Source organism: Micromonospora sp. NPDC005979 (genome assembly GCF_040614415.1).
In the GTDB taxonomy this organism is placed as follows: domain Bacteria; phylum Actinomycetota; class Actinomycetes; order Mycobacteriales; family Micromonosporaceae; genus Micromonospora.
On record NZ_JBEXUR010000003.1, the window covers coordinates 295,557 to 314,290 of the forward strand.

At 67.2% G+C, this 18,734-nt stretch carries 12 protein-coding genes and 1 tRNA gene; 4 read left to right on the forward strand and 9 right to left on the reverse strand.

Annotated elements, in window-relative coordinates:
- Positions 1-4: 4 nt before the first annotated feature.
- Genes ABZ272_RS07565 through ABZ272_RS07575 form a run of 3 tightly spaced genes read right to left on the reverse strand, consistent with a single transcriptional unit; the run spans position 5 to position 6,016 of the window.
- Entirely contained in the window at positions 5-3,358 is a 3,354-nt protein-coding gene (locus tag ABZ272_RS07565; RefSeq protein WP_355049052.1) for a signal recognition particle, read from the reverse strand.
- Positions 3,351-4,400: a hypothetical protein gene (locus tag ABZ272_RS07570; RefSeq protein ID WP_355049053.1), complete on the reverse strand. Its 1,050-nt coding sequence runs from the start codon at positions 4,398-4,400 to the stop codon at positions 3,351-3,353. Before ABZ272_RS07570 ends, ABZ272_RS07565 begins: the two co-directional genes overlap by 8 nt.
- Positions 4,397-6,016, reverse strand: a complete 1,620-nt coding sequence (locus ABZ272_RS07575; RefSeq protein ID WP_355049054.1) for a PD-(D/E)XK nuclease family protein — start codon at positions 6,014-6,016, stop codon at positions 4,397-4,399. The genes ABZ272_RS07570 and ABZ272_RS07575 overlap by 4 nt, the downstream gene beginning before the upstream one ends.
- Between ABZ272_RS07575 and ABZ272_RS07580 the strand changes: the two genes are divergently transcribed.
- Complete coding sequence (locus ABZ272_RS07580) at positions 6,000-6,896, forward strand: serine/threonine-protein kinase (RefSeq protein WP_355049055.1); 897 nt, start codon at positions 6,000-6,002, stop codon at positions 6,894-6,896. The genes ABZ272_RS07575 and ABZ272_RS07580 overlap by 17 nt on opposite strands.
- Here the strand turns inward: ABZ272_RS07580 and ABZ272_RS07585 are convergent.
- From ABZ272_RS07585 to ABZ272_RS07605, 5 genes are all read right to left on the reverse strand, one after another.
- Complete coding sequence (locus tag ABZ272_RS07585) at positions 6,877-9,624, reverse strand: NB-ARC domain-containing protein (RefSeq protein ID WP_355049056.1); 2,748 nt, start codon at positions 9,622-9,624, stop codon at positions 6,877-6,879. The genes ABZ272_RS07580 and ABZ272_RS07585 overlap by 20 nt on opposite strands.
- Positions 9,625-10,316: 692 nt before the next feature.
- A tRNA-Arg gene (locus ABZ272_RS07590) sits at positions 10,317-10,392 on the reverse strand.
- Between the two features lie 199 nt (positions 10,393-10,591).
- Complete coding sequence (locus ABZ272_RS07595) at positions 10,592-11,797, reverse strand: IS110 family transposase (RefSeq protein ID WP_355049057.1); 1,206 nt, start codon at positions 11,795-11,797, stop codon at positions 10,592-10,594.
- Between the two features lie 363 nt (positions 11,798-12,160).
- Entirely contained in the window at positions 12,161-13,309 is a 1,149-nt protein-coding gene (locus ABZ272_RS07600) for a hypothetical protein (RefSeq protein WP_355049058.1), read from the reverse strand.
- 6 nt (positions 13,310-13,315) lie between these two features.
- Positions 13,316-13,627, reverse strand: a complete 312-nt coding sequence (locus ABZ272_RS07605) for a hypothetical protein (protein WP_355049059.1) — start codon at positions 13,625-13,627, stop codon at positions 13,316-13,318.
- A gap of 61 nt (positions 13,628-13,688) precedes the next feature.
- On the opposite strand from ABZ272_RS07605, the gene ABZ272_RS07610 reads away from it, so the two are divergent.
- The 3 genes from ABZ272_RS07610 to ABZ272_RS07620 all read left to right on the forward strand — a co-directional run bounded on the left by ABZ272_RS07610 (position 13,689) and on the right by ABZ272_RS07620 (position 17,357).
- Positions 13,689-16,037 carry a DEAD/DEAH box helicase family protein gene (locus ABZ272_RS07610; protein ID WP_355049060.1) on the forward strand — a complete coding sequence of 783 codons (2,349 nt, stop codon included), beginning with the start codon at positions 13,689-13,691 and terminating at the stop codon, positions 16,035-16,037.
- A 94-nt stretch (positions 16,038-16,131) separates the two neighbouring features.
- The gene (locus ABZ272_RS07615) at positions 16,132-16,698 is read left to right on the forward strand and encodes a hypothetical protein (protein WP_355049061.1); all 567 of its coding nucleotides are present in this window, start codon (positions 16,132-16,134) and stop codon (positions 16,696-16,698) included.
- A gap of 2 nt (positions 16,699-16,700) precedes the next feature.
- Positions 16,701-17,357 carry a nucleotidyl transferase AbiEii/AbiGii toxin family protein gene (locus ABZ272_RS07620; RefSeq protein WP_355049062.1) on the forward strand — a complete coding sequence of 219 codons (657 nt, stop codon included), beginning with the start codon at positions 16,701-16,703 and terminating at the stop codon, positions 17,355-17,357.
- Positions 17,358-17,734: 377 nt separating this feature from the next.
- On the opposite strand, the gene ABZ272_RS07625 is transcribed toward ABZ272_RS07620, so the two are convergent.
- Positions 17,735-18,586, reverse strand: a complete 852-nt coding sequence (locus ABZ272_RS07625; RefSeq protein ID WP_355049063.1) for a VOC family protein — start codon at positions 18,584-18,586, stop codon at positions 17,735-17,737.
- Positions 18,587-18,734 lie beyond the last annotated feature (148 nt).

Consider the following 18,734-nt stretch of genomic DNA (forward strand, 5'->3'; position numbering starts at 1 on the left):
GTCATTACCTCTCCACGGTGGGTCGGATGCAGCGGTCGAGGGCCAGCCAGAGCGGCCGATACAGGGCGTCGACAATGAAGCGATCGTGTTCCGGAACGTACGATGCGTCGTCGAAATACGGGCGCAGCACGTACAGCACGGAATGCAGGAGGCTCGTCTCGCGGGTGTCCGGGAGCTCGGATTCCTCGGCCAGGTTTGGCGCGAACGCGGCGTCCACGAAGACGATGCGGGCCGGAACGCCGCCGCGGACAAGGCGGCCGATCACCTGCCACATCAGGACCAGCATGTCCCAGGTGACGCTGTCGCGGTCCTCACGCAGCCTGCCCCACGAGAGGGGCCGGGCGAGCATGCCATACCACTTGGATCGTGCTCGCTTCCGCACCTCGCGCGCGGCCTCGGCGATCGTGTCATGGTCGCGGACCCAGGTGTCGAACGCGCCCGAGTCGATCGCCCTGACGATCCAGTCGTTGATGGCGTGAATGGCCAAGAAAATGTCGTCTGGTCGCGGATGCGGGCGGATAAGGAAGTACACAGTGCCGATGGCGGCCTGGTTCGCGTCGTTCAGGATGTTGTGCCCACGCTCGACCGCGAGCAGCGGCGCCACCAGTACATCGGCTCCGGTCTCGGCGAGGTTGTCCACGTCACCCCGACGCAGAATGCCGGCGTGCAGATCGTCGCCGTTTGAATCGACGTCGAAGGTCTCGTCGTCGTCCGCCACGAGTCGCAGAACGTGACCGCGCCAGCGCTCGCTCAGCGTATGAAGAGCGTCGGCGACGACCGCAGTCTCCTCGTAGCTGCCGACCAGCAGCAGGATCCGCCGCCGTGCCTCCGGCAACTCCAGCAGTTCACACTCCAGCCGGCTGGGCCGATCGTCGACCTGCTCGCCGAGCCGTTGGGCGATCGTTCGCAGCGCCTCGTCTCGGGCATCTCCCTGCTTGCCCGAGACGCGGATCGGCGCATCGCCAGAGCCTAGAAACTCGATACGTGCCTCGGAGTCGTCGATGCCGGGCCGGTCCTTGCAAGGGGCGGGCTTCGGTTTCAGGATGACGCCGACGGGCACCGGCAGGTGGTACCGGCTGGAAACGCCCGCCCAACTGCTACCGGACATGAGCAGTACGTTCGTTGGTGGTTGGGCGTCCACCTCGGCCAGTCCCGGCATTGCCCGCAGAAGCTCACGGCCGACACCCAGGCACCGGAAGTACTGCAACTCCCCGCTGCGCACGCCACCGGGGTCGGGGCCGCTTACGATGAACTGAAAACCCACGACGTTGCCCATCGGCGACTCGGGCACGACCGGGCGATGGTCCACCGGGCCCCGGTACATCTGGTTGAAGTTGAGTTTCAGCGCCATTTCGACCCGCGGCCACATCGCGTTGACCAGGGAGAGCTTCCGCTCCAGCATCGACACCAGGAGCATGAACCCGAACCTGCGGTACTGCTTTTCTACCCACTGCTCTGGCGTTTCTCGCCGGGTGCGCGCGTTCCCCGGGGCGAATGCCTTCCGCTTCTCTGCCAGCACGGGCTCCAGGTCGAACATGGTCCGCATTAGGAGGCCGAGGCGACTGCGTGTGAGGGCCGGATAGTTCGTATAGAGCAGCTCCGCGGCCAGCCGGACGAGCTCCCCCTCCGAACTCTCGCGGCGATCGGCAAACGGGTTGTCGCGGAACTCGTCTAGCCGCTCGGTGAGCTTCGTCCGGGCCGCGAGGTCGTCCGGCGCAGGGTACCGGTCCTCGATGAGCCGCAGCTGAAGCGTCCAGGCGTTGAAGTAGCCCACCCTGACCCACCGGCGCAACTCGCGGTCACCGACCAGCATTGCGTAGAGCCGGTCAGTCGCCGCGGTAACGACGTTGACCGCGGCGGTCCAGTTCTCCACGTCACGATCAGAGAGCTGCGTACGGCCGCTGGAGGCAAGCTCGCGGATTCGGTGGGTGTTGAGGTCATCGAGTAGCGATCGATTGCCCGCTCCGCCGACCAGCGAGACGGCCGGCGCGAACGACTGGTCAAGCTGCATTTGCACCCGGTCGGCCTCGTCGACGATCATTAGGTCGCTGCGGCGGCAGGCGAGTTCGAGGTACCGGACGCGCTCCGCGTTCTGCGGGCGGGGAGCCGGTGATTCGACCAAGCCCGCTGGGGTTGTCACCCAGATGGCGGCGTCCACGAGAGCCCGCTCCCCATGATGCCGGGGGCAGCCGGACCAGTACGGGCACGCCGACCTCCGACCCTTTGGCATGCGTTCGCCGTCCCCGCGCCGGGCCGGAGCCTCCGCGTACAGGTTGTCGCAGGGAGCCTCGTTGAACGTCAACGGTTCGTCGTCGGTTGGCAGCAAGTTGTTGATCACACACGAGGTCGACAGGTACTGGAAACCCGGATCATCGTGGCCGAGTACGTTCGGCGTTTCCCGGCTCGCGATCCTGCGGTGCAATCGTTGGGCGTGCCGCTCACGCGCGCTGGAGCCGACGATGGGCGCGGCCACCTGGTCGCCGAGATGCGTGTTGTACAGCTGAACCAGCTTGAGCACCTCGGCGACGTCACCGACGACGACCGTGACCCGCATGTGGCGCCGGGCGAGATGGATCGTGATGATGTCGCGGATCGTGCTCTTGCCGGCCCCGACAATGCCTAGAAGGTGCTGGATGCGGTCGATGGGAAGGTCGTCGCTGTGATCGAAGGTGCGATCGCCACGCGTGAAGAAGTCGGTTCGCTCCAGCCGCCCGTACCAATCCTGGGGCTCGCACTCGTCCATGTCGCGCGCGGTCTTTAGCAGCGCCCATCGGCTGATCGTCAGCGGCGCGCCTCGCCCTGTCGGGGACAGGCCGAGGTCGTGCGGCTGCGGAGCAACCTTCGGCCGATCGGGGATGCTGACCCCGACCACTGCCTGGCCGACCGAAAACCGATATCGTCCGGCGCTCGCAGGCGGAAGCTCGACGCGCGTGAACGGCGGCGCCTGACGGAGCAGCTCGTCGTACTGCTCCCAGCGCTTCGGGGCAAACGCTGGGGACAGCCGCTCGGCGGGCAACCGCGGGTCGGGGATCGAGAAACCGCGCAGTCTCGGGTCGCACCGGTTGTAGAAGTCCAGCATGTCCGCCCACGCAGTCTGCCGCTGGTACGGCCAAAGCGTATGGCGGGCCACCCGCAGCAGCCGCTCATCGACGGCTAAGCCCCAAGCCCTGGCGAACGGATACCCGCTGAACAACGGCCAAGCGTCGGCAGCCGCCGCCTTCGGGATGAGGCTTTGCTGCAGCCAAAGGCCGACCTCGACTTCGCACATGGTTTGCAACTCGGGTCCCGAAATGTTGATGTTGGGGACGTCGAGCAGCAGATCGAGTACCGGCTGTAGCACCGGCTTCGGGCTACGCATGGCGCGTTTCCTCAATAGCGGCGCAGACAAGGGCAACAAGTTCGCTCACAGACACGAGTGGGATGTCGATAGTCGGCGGCCTCGCAGCCGAGAACGCCGTCCGGTATGCAGGGTTGTGGTCGAAGAGACGATCCGGCACCACGACTAGCGAGTCCGGCCAGCCCGCCGCAGCTGCTGCGAGCAGCGCAGGCTCGATGCGGTCGACAACGCGGACAATCCGCCTGCCCCGGACAGGGGAGCTCAGCTCCAACGCGCCTTCGGCGGCGTCAATGAGGGTGCAGCTGACCCCGAGACCGGCCAGGTCGGTCCGGAGTTGCCGCTCGGCGCGCCCGGGCAGGGCCACGAACTGCCGCAACGGCTCGCAGAGCAGCATTACCTCGTCGGCCGCCGGCATGGGATCGGGAACAGCAGTGTCACGTGGGCAGAGTTCGCCCTCACACCAGACAAGCCGTCCCTCGGCGTCGAGGCGGGCAAGTAGCCCACACGTGGGACAGGTGGGTACAAAGCGCTCGAAGCGATGCATGGCCGGAACCCTCGCGTAGAGCGATTGAACGCGACGCCAAATCGCCATGTGACGTGGTTGCTGGGCCGTAGTGCGGTCGAAGACCGGGTGGTCGATCAGGAACGCTCGCGTACTGTCGATCGATCCCGCGCCCGTGTTCGTCTCGCTAAGCCGACGGATCAACTGCTGGGCCACCGCGTCCAGTGCGTCGTCCGTACCGTCGGCGCAGAGTTCGACGCAGGTGCGGGTCGGCATCCGTACGCGCGGATCGACCAGTACCGAGGCCTGCCTGAGAAACCCCGCCGGTACCGGGAACGGCCACTGGTTCGGCGTGCGCTCTGCGCACCAAGCGACCAACTCCACGACGCTGTTTGGCGGGCGTTCGCCGCGGTCGAGGCAGGCCCACACGACACGGTCCAGCGTGCGCTGGACGATAGGCGGATACGGGAGAGAAATCACACCGGTACGGCCGGCGGCGGCGAGCGCGCACATTGCCCGGGCCAGGTCACGCAGGAGCGAAGCCCCGTCTTCCTCGGTCATACCGCAGCTCCGGCCTTTGCCGAGCACCAGCGGGACACCTCGCAGCGTCGGCACCCGTCGCCTGGTACCGCGGCAAATCGGTCGTCGGCGCGCCAGGCACGTACGTGATCTAGCAGCACCCGCTCGGCCCGCTTCCGCACGCCGTCGGTGAACGGGTCGAACATCATCAAGTCCGCCCCACCGGGCCGCAGTACCTCGAGCTCGACGCGACCGCGTCCCAGCCCAAAAGCTCCGCGTGCGACCAGTACGATCCCGAGCGCTAGCTGCGGATACTCCACGAGCACGTCGGCCGGCCGGCGCCGATCGCTACCGGACGTCTTCACCTCGCGCCACACCCATGCGCCGCGTTCCTCATACAGCAGGTCCGGCTTCACAAGCACAACGACGTTAGCGTCCGTGTCGTCGTACGCGAGATCCGGTTCCGTCTTCACCTCATTCGCGTACCGCAACGGACAGATCTCGGCATGCTGCCGCAACAACCGTGCGCCCAGGCCGCGGTCGTCGTCGGTCAGCTCGTACCCTGCCGGCACCCAATCCGACGGAACGTGCAGATCGCAGCGCTTCCGCTCGGCCTGCCCGTGCCGCCGTTCGAGAAAGGCGTGCACGGCTCGGCCGCGCTCGGCCGCCGCGCTTTGCTCGATCGTGGCGTCAACCGGGAGCCGCTGCTGCCGCAGGTAGTCCTGTGCGGGGCAATTCCGGTAGGAACGCGCGTTCGTCGCCGACCAGCTCCGTCTGGGTTTGGCGAAATCCGGCACGCCGAGCAATCCGGGCTGGCGAGGGAGCTTCGGGCAGACGGAGGCAAACTGGCAGTCGGCGCACGCTGCCCCCGGCCGATACTCGGTGCTGTCCACGATCGACGCGAGGGCGGCCTTGGCATGCAGCCGGTACATCTCGGCGGCAGCCTCGGGGGTGTTGTCGAAGAGCGTCTCAGCGGCGCCCTCCAGGACGCCGAACTGCACGATCCGCACCCGCTTGGGAGGTCGACCAGGGCTCCCTTTGGCGACAACGAGTGCTGCAACGGCGATCTCGGCGTCCCCCCGGCTGCGTGCGTTTAGCCGGTTGGCGATGAGGCGGAGCTCGCGCACGCGACCGTCGGAGGAGACGTAGCAGCGACCCCAGACGTTCATTTCATACCGGCGAGCGCCGCGGTCGTCCGGCTCGCCCAGCCGAGTCTGGGATGTCCACCGGCTCCGCACTGGCCGCATCGACCGATCCGCGTCGCTGGGAAACGCGTCGAGGTAGGCCCGGATAGCGTGCGTGGTCCATTGCAGGACGCCGTCGTGGATCGGGCGTTGCGAGTGCTCCCTTACGGTGATGAGCGCCTGGTCGGCCGTGAACCGCCGGTCCTCGATCAAGTCGAGCGCGGTCATGAACGGGCCTAGCGTGAACGACTCCAGGAGTTCGCGTCCCTGCCGGACGCCGACCGATGCGACGAGATTCGGGCGGGCGGCCATCGCGTCGCGGGCCGGGCAGCGGTACCGCTGGGGGCCGAGAACCCCGAGCGACACCCTGATGAACGACGAATCGCCGACAACGCCGTCAGGCTGTTGCCACGCTGCCATACTGATCCTCGCTTTCATGATCTGGTCGGGAGTTGCTGTGATCGAATCGGGCACCAGAATCGACGGACGATACGACGTAGCGTGTCGAATAGGCGACGGCACATACGGTGAGGTATTCAAGGCACGCGATCGACGCAATGGCCAGATCGTGGCAATCAAGGTCCAACAGAGTCGCACGCTCCATTCCGCAACCGAGTTCCAGAGCCTTGCTGATCAGCTGGACGAAGACCTGACAAATGCGAAACAGCTGCATGGAATTTTTGGTATTCCAACAGTCCACGACGACGGTTGGCATATCGGTCGCCGATATTTCGTCATGGATTACATTGATGGGCAACAACTGTCGAGACTTGCGGAGAGCAACGCCCCCGTCCGCACCCAGTTCGCTATTGCCACCATGGCACAATTGTGCACCATTGTCGGACAGGTCCATGGCCGCGGCCTGCTGCACCGCGACATCAAGCCGGACAATGTGGCTGTCCGGAAGGATGGCAGTGTATGGCTGCTCGACTTCGGCAGTGCGATCCGCCAAGATGCCGGAGACTTCGGTCCCTGCGGCACCCATGGCTACACGCCGCCGGAGCACCTCACAAACGCGCCACACACGGTCCGAACGGATGTCTACGCCCTGGGGGCGACTCTCTTTAAGATGTGCGTGCTGCACGTGCCATATGCGAAACACGATGGGCCTCCGAAGCACGAGACACCGCAATTCCCCGGAGTTCCGCTGGAGAATATAGATGACGTACTCCGCGAGATCGGCCTGCGGATGGTGGCATTCGACGCGAATCGGCGACCAGACACAGCGGAAATCCTGGCGGCTCTGGAGCCGAAGCTGCCGCGCCAGGGCGAGCGGCGTGATCCCCGGGCGCCACACCCCGACCCGGCCGAGTGGTATCGCTACGGTCGCCATCTCAGGCATCGAGCTTCCTGAGGCGCGCATCGGTAGTGTCGGCCCCGGCCGAGTCACCCAGATCGAGATAGATCTCGTTAGCGCGCCTCAGCGATGCGCGGGCGTCGGCGAACGCCAGCCCGGCCTGCTGCGCTCCGGCCAGCTCGACCAGTGTCAGCGCCTCCCGGCTGCGATACTGCATCTTCCGGTACCGCGACGCTGCGTCCTCAAAATGCGAGGCGGCCCTGACGTTGTCGTTCCCCGCGGCATACGCACGCCCGAGGCCCACGATCGTATTTGCCTGTCCGTTCTCGTCCTCTGTTTCCGTGAACAGGATTACTGCGGCTTCGCCGAACTCCAGCGCCGCCCCCACGTCGCCGAGATCGAGCCGTACGTCGGCGAGGCCCGCCAAGGCGTGAGCCTCGCCCGTGGCGACCCCAAGACGGCGGAAGTCGGCCAGCGCGAGCATGTACTGATGTGCAGCCGCCTGCGGCTCGTTCATCTCCCGGTGCAGCAGGGCGAGCCGCTGTCTCCCATGGGCGACACCGTGCTCGTCGCCATCCTGTTCGGCCAGGGCCACTGCTTCGATCGTCACGGACTTCGCGCGAGGACGTTCGCCAAGTCCGCGCAGTGAACCGCCCAAGGCTCGGCGGACCAACGCCCGCACAGTCGGTGACGCCGAACGATCGGCAGCTTGCATCGCGTACCCCAGGTAGCGCTCCGAGTCCGGATAGCGGTGCGTCCGCCACTGGAAGGTGACAAGGGTGAGTGCAAGCGTCCACGTGTGCGCGTCGAGACCACGCTCGTGAGCACGCCGGACCGCAGCGGTCGCAGTCGCATACTCGGTCGTGAGCCAGGCCATGGCCTCGTGCACCGTGGCTGGGCGTACTACGTCGAAGCCGGTCGGTTCGCCGATCGGAAGTCGGCGATCAGGTGCCAGCACCTGATCACACGAGTGGGCGTTGTGCAGTAGGTACCCGAAGATGCGATCGATCGCCTGCGACCGGTCGACCGGCGGCAGGTCTTGAGCGCGCTCGGTCGCGAACAGCCGCACCAAGTCGTGCAGCGTGCGCCGATCGAGGGCCGGTTGGTCCAGCAGGTTCGCTGCGGTGAGGGCTTCATCACCCGCTACTGCGAGGGCCGGGCCTCCACACAGGGCGACCATGGCTGCCCAGCCGATGGTTGGGCCTGGGTGCAAAGCGAGCTGAGCGAGCAGCCTGCGTGCGGTGTCTGGCAGTGCGCTGTACGAGGTGTTCAGTGCACTCCGGATGTCGAGGTCGCCGATGCGATGGCCGAGGGTGTCAAGCCGCGTGTGCTCATCCCGCAGCGACGCGGCGACGTCGGCAGGGCTCTCCCGCCGTCTGGACCGAAGCCGGGCGGCGACGACCGTCAACGTCAGCGGCAACCCGCCGCACAGGGCGGCGATCTCGTCGAGGCTCTCCTGGGTGTGGCCGACGCGCGCAGTGCCGAGATCACCGTTGAGCAGCGCCACAGCGTCCGCATGGCCGAGCGGGCCCAGCCAGATCTCGTGGACCTGCTCCTGGATCTGCAGCATTTCGAGGCGGTCGCGGCTCGTCGTGACGACCGCGCACAGACCGTTGCCAGGCAACAGAGGGCGGACTTGCCGTTCGTCCCTTGCGTTGTCCAGCACCACCAGCGTTCGCCGACCAGACAACGCGGTGCGGTAGGTCGTGACCATCCCGTCGAACGTCGGCGCCGACGGTTCGACGCCGAGGTCATTGAGCAGCCTGGCCAGGAGTTGGGTGGGCTCCTCTGGCGCCTCTCGCGAGCCGAAGCCGTTGAGATCGATGTACAGCGTGCCGTCAGGGAAGGACGCCGCCACGCTGTCGGCCCAATACTGCACGAGCTGGCTCTTGCCCACGCCCGGCATCCCTGTGACCACTACCGCGCGCAACGCGGTGGGGTCGTCCCGAATCAGTACCTCGTTCAATTCGGCGAGCTGCGCCTCCCGCCCAAAGAGGCTCGCACGGTGTGCTGGTAATTGGCGTGGGGTCGACAGTTCGGCAAGCCCAAGAACTGAGCCACGACTGCGCCGTATATACAGCTGCTCGATCGCAAGGGCTGGGCGGCCGTATTCTCTGACCCAGTTTTGGTAGAACTGGTGGACGTCCGCTCGCCGTCGAGAAAAACGCCACTCCAACTCGATCGCGAACAGGCCCGAGTCTGCCGGCCACAGTCGACGTGCACGGCGCAATTGATCCGAAAACTCCCGCGAATCTAACTTTTCCAGTGACCGCAAGTACCGCTCGGCAGCATTGACTCGCTCCTTCGTTAGCGCGTCTCGCAGGCCGAGGACTTCGTATTCCCCAGTACCGACCAGAGGTGCTATTTCGTCAGGCCATTCCACGAGCGCGGAGCGCAGCACCTCGAGCCGTTCCTCGATTGGTCTTTTTAAGGCGCTCGTCACGCCGTCGACAAACCGAAAATAGTCGACCTCGTTCCGAGCGACGCGGATTTCTACGAAGCCACGATCGCCGCCCTTCAGCACGCGGTCTACGAGTTTCTTGCGCAGGCCGGTCACGCATTGCCGCAGCGCCGCCGCCGAGCCACCGCCCGACGGCCAGAGCTGATCCGTGATGTGCTGATGGTCGGCGCGCTGGCCGGGAGCCAGGATGAGCACGGCAAGCAGCGCTCGTTGTTGTGGCGAGAGAAAAATTTCCTGATCATCATCATCGACGACGTGCACGTCGCCCAGCAGGTGAAACTCCACAATCTCCAGGGCCCGTTCGATCGGTTCGGCGTTCGACATGGACGATCGTCGCATCCGGGTCCAGCCCGATGCTCACACTGCACTCACACTGATAGCCGAACTCTGGGGTATCGATCTGCCACACTTTCGAGTGTGGCGAACAGCCCGTCTCCGGATCTCGAAGAAGCGACCCGGGGGTACCGTGAGTGAAAGGATCTCCATGCTCGAACTCCACCGTCCGAAGTCGGCTTCCCGTCATCGGACGACGCCGGTCATGAGCCGTCCCGGCACCTGGCCGTCGCACCGCAAGCGTCGTAAGGACACGAAGCCGGACACGGCACCGGCGACGTCGAAGCCGTCGCCGTCGAAGCAGGTCGCGAACTGCGTGCGATCCGGCCCGACCCGCTGACGCTTGCGAAGGGTGAAGGAGGGCGTCGGTGGGCGCCCTCCTTCATATCATCGAGCAGGGTGAGGATTTCACCTTTGCGCAGCTGGGACAGAGCCATAAGGCTGCTGCTGCGAGGCGACCTCCGCCCTCGGGACGGCCCGCTTTGTCATAGGTCGACGCAACTGGCCGAGATGCTTTTGCGTGCCACCCAGGACGCGAACCTGCGACAACTCTTGAGGCGGCCCGATGGCCGTTGAGCTGGGCAAACTGCCACGGCGGGACCAGCCGACCGACCCTCAATCCGAGTCCACGACCATCACCTCGTGGCGATCATGGCCTTGAGCTGCGGAAACTCGTCGCAGGTTGGTGCCCCCGGCAGGATTCGAACCTGCGACACACGGTTTAGGAAACCGATGCTCTATCCCCTGAGCTACGGGGGCGCGAGTGGTCAGTGTAACGACCTGGGGTTCACCTGGGGTGGCAGGGAGTGGCCCACGTTCACCTACGTTGCCCGGACCCCTGTTCGCCCAGCCCAGGAGCACACCCGGAGCACACGAACCCCGTTTTGCGACCGGCGGTGCGCCGCGGTGACCCGCGTTGGCGCCGGTTCACCCGGGTTGGCATCCGCTGGAGGAGTCTCTACGCGAGTTCGCACTGTGCCACCTCTGCTGATCTTGGTTGTTTGGGCTGGTAGGGAGTCTTGTCGCGGATGCAGGCCCAGAGGACGTTGAGGCGTTGTCTGGACAGGGCGGCGGTGGCTTGGCGGTGGGTCTTTCCTTCGGCTCGTTTCTTGTCGTAGTAGGCGCGGGATCGTGGGCAGTGGGTCAGGGCGGTGAAGCTGGACATGCTGAACACCCGGCGTAGCCCGCGGTGGTAGCGGTGGGGTCGGACCTGGTGGCCTTGGCGGCGGCCGGAGTCGCGGGAGATCGGCGCGAGTCCGGCGTGCGCGGCAAGTGCCGCGGCGCTGGGGTAGGTGGTCAGGGTGCCGGCGTGGGCGAGGAACTCGGCGGCGAGGGTGGTGCCGATGCCGGGCAGGCTGGTGATGATCTCTCCCAGCTCGTGCTCGGCGACGATACTTGCGATGGTTTCCTCGATGGCGGTGATGCGGTCGCTGACCGCTTCCAGGTCGGTGGCCATCTGCGCCAGGATCCCGCCTGCGGTGGCCTCCCCGGCGACGGCGACGGTCTGTGCCCGAGCGGCGGTGAGGACTTTGGCGGTGAGGGCCTTGGCTGCCCGCACGCCGTGCTGGCGTAGGTAGGCCAGGATGCGGTCCTCACCGGCGCGGCGCAGTCCGGCGGGGGTCTGCCACTGCGCGAGGAGCCGCAGAGCGCCCTTGCTGCGCAGGTTGAGCGTCTTCTCCAGGGCCGGGCTGATCATGGTCAAGAGGTCCTGGATGCGGGCGGTGATGCGGACCCGGTCGGCGACCAGGTCGAGGCGGCGAGAGACGAGCAGCTTCAACTGCTGCTGCACCCTGTCGGCCACGGTGAGGGTCGGTAGATCGCCGCGCATGCGCAGGGTCTGGGCGATGACGTAGGCGTCGTGGGCATCGGTCTTGCGCTCACCGTGGAACGCCTCCGCCATCCGTGAGGTGACGGTGCCGCTGACGTAGCGAACGTCCGCACCCCGATCGAACAGGACCGCCAGCAGCAGTGACGCCGGTCCGCCGCGGAGGTCGACTGCCCAGCGGATCGGCTTACGGCGTTTGCCGAGCCGCCCGACGATGCCGGAGATGGCCTGCTGGTCGTTGGGAATCTTCTCAGACAGAACTACGGTGCCGTCGTCGTCGACAACGCACACGTGGTGGTGGGTCTTGCCGACGTCGACGCCGGCCCACAGGCTGCCCATCGGGCACCACCCTTTTCGGTTGTCTGGTCAGGGGCGTGGGACCCGCCGCGGTTCAGTAGCCACAACTTCGGAAAGGGCGATCGGTCGCAAGTCTCCATCCAGTGCTGATACAGCGGTTGTCAGCGAGGGCCGGGGCGTCCTACTCCTAGCTGGCCATGACATCGGTAGCACACACCCAGACAGTCACCGGCCCTCCGGGTCCACCCTCGTGAACGACACGGTTCGATGTCTGGTTGCGGGTCCGGGCGAACGCCTGGAGCCTCCTGCCATTGGCGCCGGCTGTCCGGAGCGTCCCCGATACGCCGCGGTGGCCTCACGACCTCCCCACACTCTGGCGAGGGTCACCGGGCCGCGAACCGTGCGTCAGGTGTCGAGGCCGGCGAGGTTGAGGCGTTCGAGCAGGCTGGGCTTGCGGGCGTGCACCGCCCGTAGCTCGGCCAGCCGCTGTCGGAACGATGTGCTGTCTCCGTCGCGTTCGCCGAGATCGCGTAGGTCGACGAGGAGCTGAACTGCGGTATCGTACTCGCGGGGTTTCTTCGTGGCGATGAGTTCGTCAACCCGCTGCCATGCGGCGGTTTGGTCGACCGCGAGAGCGTCGAGGTGTCGTTGCCGGGCGGCTGCGGCGGACCGTTCCCGGCGAACCCGCTCGCGTTCGCGCTGGTCGGCGTCCCGTCGTTCCCGTTCGGCGCGCAACTTCGCGGCGGTGGCGAGTAGTCCCCCGGCGGTGCGGGCGGCCGTCGGGGTGGCCGCGTCGGTGGGGTGTGCGTCGCGGTAGCGGCGCAACAGTCGGCTGCGTAGGTGGTTGTCGCCGCCGGTGATCAGGTCGGTCAGGATGGCGTCCTTGTCCCGAGCGGGCAGCCCGACGACCCAGGTGCGTAGTTGCGCAGCGGTCGGTTCACCGGCGGCGGCTGGCGCTGACCCGGCCGCCGCAACCGCGATCAGATCAGAGTCGATGCGTAGGAACTCGGCGACAGCGGTGAGGGGCGCGTCGAGGGTGCCCAGTCCGGCGGGGACGGGCGGTTCGGGCTCGTCGTCGGCGATCTCCTCGGACTGTACGCAGCGCAGCCAGGCCAGGTAGAGCAGGCGCAGGTCGCCGGCGGCGAGGCGGGCCCGGACCGGGATGATCGAGGTGAGCAGACCGTGGCCGTCGAGGTCCCACTCGTCGGTGCCGTCCTCGTCGTCGTGGAGGTCGATGATGATGTGCTCGCCGGCGGTCCACACGGACGCGCTGTCGCCCTGGCAGTAATGGGCGACGGTTGCGGGGTCGAGCAGGTGTTTCGGTAGCCGCAGCATGAGCTGGTGGGTTCCCCAGTTGGCCAGGTACAGGTGGGCGTCGAAGTACCGTTCCATCAGCGTGCGGGGGTTGCCCTTGAAGTTGCCCCACTCGTAGGTGTTGACGAAGCTGGTGGCGGTGATGTCGGCCCGGGTCGACAGCGACCGCAGCTCGGCCCGCTCCCGGCCGATGAGGGGCCGGTCGACGGCGATGAATTCGTAGTACTGGTACTCGCTCATCGTGGCCTACCTTCCGGCCCAGTGCCGATAGACGTCGATCCAACCGGCGCCGTCCGGCGCGGGGGTGGGTAGCGGCAGATCAAGGAGGTCGATCCTCTGCCGGTGGCGACCTCGGGCGCAGACCGCGACGATGCTGTCAGCGGTCAGGTCGACCTTCCGCACGGTGACCTCGACGCCGAGGACGGTGGTGGTGAACGGCACCGCCAGATGCTCCTTGATCATGGCGAACAGGCCGGTGAGCTGCTCGTCGTCGCCGTACGCGTCGACGGTGGCTTCCTCGATCATCGCCTGCAGCGTGGCGTTGCCCTTCGATGCCATCGGCGGAGGATAGCGGACCGGTCTCGCGGTGCCCGGAGCCTGATGCGCGAGGATGGTCGGCATGGGTTCGGTAGCCGAGTTCGTCGATCTTCGGCGGGAGGTGGAGCGGTTACGGGCGGAGAACGCCCGGCTGGCGCGTCTGCTGGAGCTGCGCGGCCAGGACACGTCTGCGGCGCCGGAGCAGTTGTCCGCGCCGGTTGAGCCGCCGGGGCTGGTCACCATGGCTTCGCCGACTCGGGACAAGCTGGCGATGTTCGTCGACCGGTTCCGGGCACGGGCCGACGTGTACGCCGTGCGGTGGGACAACGTCCGTACCGGTGCCGCCGGTTGGATGCCCGCGGTCGCGGGCGGTTGGCGTAAGGGTATGGACCGGCGGGGTGCCGCCTACCTGCACCGGACGACGGAGGTCGTCGCGGCGCATCTGGTCGGCGACGTGTTCATGGGCCTGTACCCGCTGATGCCCGGCAACACCTGTCATTTCGTCGTGGCCGACTTCGACGGGCCGACGGCGATGCTCGACGCCCTGGCCTATGTGAAAGCGGCGCGAGCCAGCGCGGTGCCCGCCGCGATGGAGATCTCCCAGTCAGGCCGCGGCGCCCACGTGTGGATCTTCTTCACCGGCGCTGTTCCCGCGGCCACCGCGCGCGCCGTCGGCACGGTCCTGCTGCGCGAGGCGATAGTGCTGCGCGGGTCGATGGACCTGCGGTCGTACGACCGTCTCTTTCCCAACCAGGACGTCCTGCCCGAGGGTGGCTTCGGCAACCTCATCGCCGCACCGCTGCAGGGCCGCCGCCGCAAGGACGGGCTGACCACGTTTCTCGACCTCGGCACCCTCGAGCCGCACGCGGACCAGTGGGCGTTCCTGTCGACGCTGGACCGGCTCAGCCCCGGCGACGCCGAACACGTCGCCCGGCAGGCCAAGCAAGCCGCCACCGGTGCCGACGTCGCCACGATGAGCCGGTCCGCCGCGACCCAGGTCCACCCTCCGCTCCCTCCGGTGGTCCACGCGGAGGTAGGCGCCGGGCTGAGCATCGACGCCAGACAACTCACCCCCGCCGCGCTGGCGACGTTCAAGCACGCCGCCGCCATGGCCAACCCAAAGTTCTACGAGCTGCAGCGACTCCACAAGTCCACCTGGGACACCCCACGCTTCATCCAGGGCTACGACCTCACCCTCGATGACCGCTTGGTCCTCCCGCGGGGCCTGCGGCACACCATCGCCACGATCGTCGAGCGCGCCGGATCCCGGCTGGCCGTCACGGACGCACGAAACCCCGGGACCGAGATCGACGCCGCGTTCACCGCCGAACTCACCAGCAGGCAGGCCAACGCGGTCGGCGCACTTCTCGCCCACGACGACGGGATCCTGGTCGCCCCACCGGGCTCCGGCAAGACCGTCATGGCCTGCGCCGTGATCGCCGAACGCAACACCTCCACCCTCGTCCTCGTCGACCGCAAAGCCCTCGCTGACCAGTGGCGCACCCGGATCCAACAGTTCCTCGGATTGAGGCCGGGGCAACTCGGTGGCGGCCGACGCAAGCTCACGGGCACGGTGGACATCGCGCTGCTGCCCTCCCTGGCGCGGCGCGACGACGTCGCCGCCCTGACTCAGGGGTACGGGCACGTCATCGTCGACGAATGCCACCACCTCGGCGCCGCCGCGTACGAACACTCGGTCAAACGGATCGCCGCGCAGTTCTGGCTCGGTCTCACCGCCACCCCCACCCGACGAGACGGCCTCGGCCAACTCGTCACCTGGCAACTCGGACCCGTCCGGCACACCCTGACCGACGAGGAACAAGGCACTCTCGCGGCAGCGATGTACACCGACGCCGGACCCCGTCGAACGCTGTTCATCCACGAGACCATCTTCCAGCCCGGCGACGTCGACCTTGACGCCCCCGGCGCGCTCGCCGAGGTACACCGGCGACTGGCCCTCGACGAGCCCCGCAACACCCAGATCGCCGAAGATGTCGCCGTAGCCCTGACCCGCGGTCGCAACTGTCTCGTCCTGACCCGACGGGTCGCCCAGGTCGGGGCACTCACCGCTCTGCTCGCCGCACGCGGACACCAGGCGCTCGTGCTCCAAGGCGCGATGAGCACCAGCGAACGGCGGACCATCGTTCACCGGCTCGACGGCGCCAAGACCGGCGACGGCCTGCTCGTCATCGGCACCACACCGTTCATCGGTGAAGGCTTCGACGCCCCAGCCCTCGACTCCCTCTTCCTCGCCGGCCCGATCTCCTACGACGGCCTACTCGTCCAGTGCGCCGGCCGCGTCATCCGCGCCGCACCCGGCAAGGACGTCGCCGAGGTCCACGACTACCACGACCCAGCCACCCCCATCCTCGCCGCCTCACTCCCACGCCGCATGCCCGGATACCGGACACTCGGCTTCACCAGGACATGAATGCATCCCATCGCGATCATCATGACTGGTCCGCCGGCTACAGAGACATCGCGTAAGCCAAGCGTGCTGGGCCTAGCCTGGTAGGCTAGCGGTCATGGGCCGGTTCTCCGAGGATGAGTTGCAGGCGGTTGTCTCCCGGTATGAGGCGACGCGGGCCGCCGCGTTGACCGAGCGGGACGAGCAGCTGCGGGCGTTCCACGCGGCCGGGTGGCGGCCGGTGGATCTGCAGCGGGTCACCGGATACAGCCGGGAAACGATCCGTCAGGCACTCCGACCGGAAGTCCGGCGGGCGACAAACATCAACCGGCGCAGGACATCACCCCAGCCACCAGCGGACTACCAGCCCTACGGCGACCGGAAGCCTTATGTGATCGCCGAAACCCTCGCCGCGCTGCACGGCCCCACCAAGGGCATGGTGACGCTTCCGCGTCACCTCGACTGGTCCGGGCACGCCGAGTACGACCTGAACCGGCCCGCACGCCTGGCCAGCATGTACAAGGTAGTGCTCACCGAAGCCAGCACGGTCGAGGATCTGCACGCCTGGCTCGATGCCGGCCTCCTCCGGCGGCTCTGGCCCACCCTCTGGCTGCCACCCCGGCTCCGCCAGCGCTGGGAGGAAGCCTTCCCCGAACTCGCCGCCACCCGCAGCGACGCGGCGTAGCGGTGGACCCCTTCCACGAACGCCTCGCCCGCACCGGGCTCGCGGCGGCCGATCGCTACGGCTTCGCGCTGGCCGGCGGTTACGCGGTTCAGGCCGCCGGGCTTGTCGAGCGGCCCAGTGAGGACGTTGACCTGTTCACCGCGTGGGACCGTCGCGACGAGTTCACCGCCGCGGTCGTCGCCGTCGTGCACGCCTACCGCGGCGACGGCCTGACCGTCGAGACCGAGCGGCAGTACGACACCTTCGCCCGGCTGGCCGTCACCGACGGTGTGCGGGCTTCCAAGGTCGAGCTCGGCGTGGACTGGCGTGCCAACGATCCGATCCTCATGGCGATCGGACCGGTACTGCACCCCGACGACGCGGTCGCGAACAAGATGAGCGCCCTCTACGGGCGAGCGTTCGCCCGGGACTTCATCGACATCGACGCCACACTCCGATCCGGCCGCTACACCCGCGACGCCCTCGTCGCCCTCGTCGCCCTCGCGCAGCGCGCCGACCGTGGCTTCGACCCGCGCATCTTCGCCGACGCCCTCGGACAAGCCAACGAGCTCGATCCCGACGACTTCGCCCAGTACGGCGTCACCGGCCCAGCGCTGGACGATCTCCGAAGCCGATTCGCGGAGTGGCGCCGCGATCTGCTCGACGACGAGGAAGGATGACTCGGCTCCCGACTCGCGGCAATGTCAAGCTGCACCCGGAGGACCCACAACGTTCCAGCTGATTTTCGGCAAGCGATCGCAGCGAGCCCGCGAAGCGACCGGCACGCAAGGGGTGACAGTAGGAAAGCCGCAGGCCGTCGGCTCGTGGACACCGACGGAGCGTCGTCTTAGGAAACCGATGCTCTATCCCCTGAGCTACGAGGGCGCGAGGGGACGGTCTAGCGACCTTGGGTTCACCCGGGGTGGCAGGGACTGGCCCGTTCGCACCCACGTCCCCCGCACCGGTGTCCGCCCAGCCCAGGACCACACGCACAGCACGCGGGGGTATGTCGCCGCCGGGCCCCGGTAGCCGTTCCGGGGCCCGGCGTCACCGGTCGTCAGCCGCTCATCTTGGCGAGGTGCCGCTCCTTCGCCTGAGCGAACACCTGCTTCACCGGGTCGAGCGCCTGGACGAACTCCAACTGCTCGCCCTCCGGGCCCTTGCAGTAGATCAGCGCCCAGCCGTTCGACTTGCCTTCCTTGATCTTGTTGGTGTTGGAACTCGCCGGCGCGGCGAGACGGGCAGGCTCGGTGCGTACCGTCACGACCCGGTTGGCCTTGACCTGGCTCATGCCGCGCCGGGCGCTCTCGGCCTCCAGCTCGGAGATGAACTTGTTGAAATCCACGTCGTCGCGCATGTGGAAGCAGATGTGCATGGAGCGCGGGTAGGCCGGGCTCATGTGGTCCCGTGGCTGCGCGAAGCTCCGGCCAGTGCCCTGCGGCTGATTCGCGTCGCGGTACTGCAGGAGTTCGATCACCACGTTGTCGAACTGCACGAACCGTACGTCGAGACGCTGTTGTCCGCCGGCCAGATCGGGGACGCCGATCGACTTCGGATCGACCTTCTGCTCGGCGGCGAGGATCTCCTGGTCGGTGAGGATAGTGTTGTGGATCGCCTGGCCCTGGAAGTCGCCGTCCCGCATCACCTCGGTCCCGCCGAGCACCTCGGTGTAGAACTCGAAGGCACGCTCCATGTTGTCGACGGTCAAACCGAAGTGCTGGATGCCCTGTAGCCGCAGGCCGAGCGCGACGCCGTCCGGGTTCGGCCGCGACGCTGTCGTGGCCGACGCGGCCGGAGCGGCATCGCTCTTCAAGGGCGAGCAACCGGCCGCAGTGGCCAGCGCGGCGCCGGCGCCGGCCACCGCGAACAGGCTTCGCCGAGAGATCTTCGACGAGATCACTTCTTCCACCCTGACACTCCTTCGACAACCGCGTACGGATGCCTATGAGCTTGATGGCCGTGAATTGATGAATACTTTATTTCCAGTTGAGCCGAGAACCGCCAGGGAGCCCGAGAATGCAATTGGGAATGGCACGTTTAATCGGCCTGATGATTGG

What these genes read in the sequence shown, in the direction of transcription:
- ABZ272_RS07565 (WP_355049052.1), bottom strand. Translation starts at nt 3,358, where the DNA reads ATGCGTAGCCCGAAGCCGGTGCTACAGCCGGTACTCGATCTGCTGCTC.
- ABZ272_RS07570 (WP_355049053.1), bottom strand. Translation starts at nt 4,400, where the DNA reads ATGACCGAGGAAGACGGGGCTTCGCTCCTGCGTGACCTGGCCCGGGCA.
- ABZ272_RS07585 (WP_355049056.1), bottom strand. Translation starts at nt 9,624, where the DNA reads ATGTCGAACGCCGAACCGATCGAACGGGCCCTGGAGATTGTGGAGTTT.
- ABZ272_RS07595 (WP_355049057.1), bottom strand. Translation starts at nt 11,797, where the DNA reads ATGGGCAGCCTGTGGGCCGGCGTCGACGTCGGCAAGACCCACCACCAC.
- ABZ272_RS07600 (WP_355049058.1), bottom strand. Translation starts at nt 13,309, where the DNA reads ATGAGCGAGTACCAGTACTACGAATTCATCGCCGTCGACCGGCCCCTC.
- ABZ272_RS07605 (WP_355049059.1), bottom strand. Translation starts at nt 13,627, where the DNA reads ATGGCATCGAAGGGCAACGCCACGCTGCAGGCGATGATCGAGGAAGCC.
- ABZ272_RS07610 (WP_355049060.1), top strand. Translation starts at nt 13,689, where the DNA reads ATGGGTTCGGTAGCCGAGTTCGTCGATCTTCGGCGGGAGGTGGAGCGG.
- ABZ272_RS07615 (WP_355049061.1), top strand. Translation starts at nt 16,132, where the DNA reads ATGGGCCGGTTCTCCGAGGATGAGTTGCAGGCGGTTGTCTCCCGGTAT.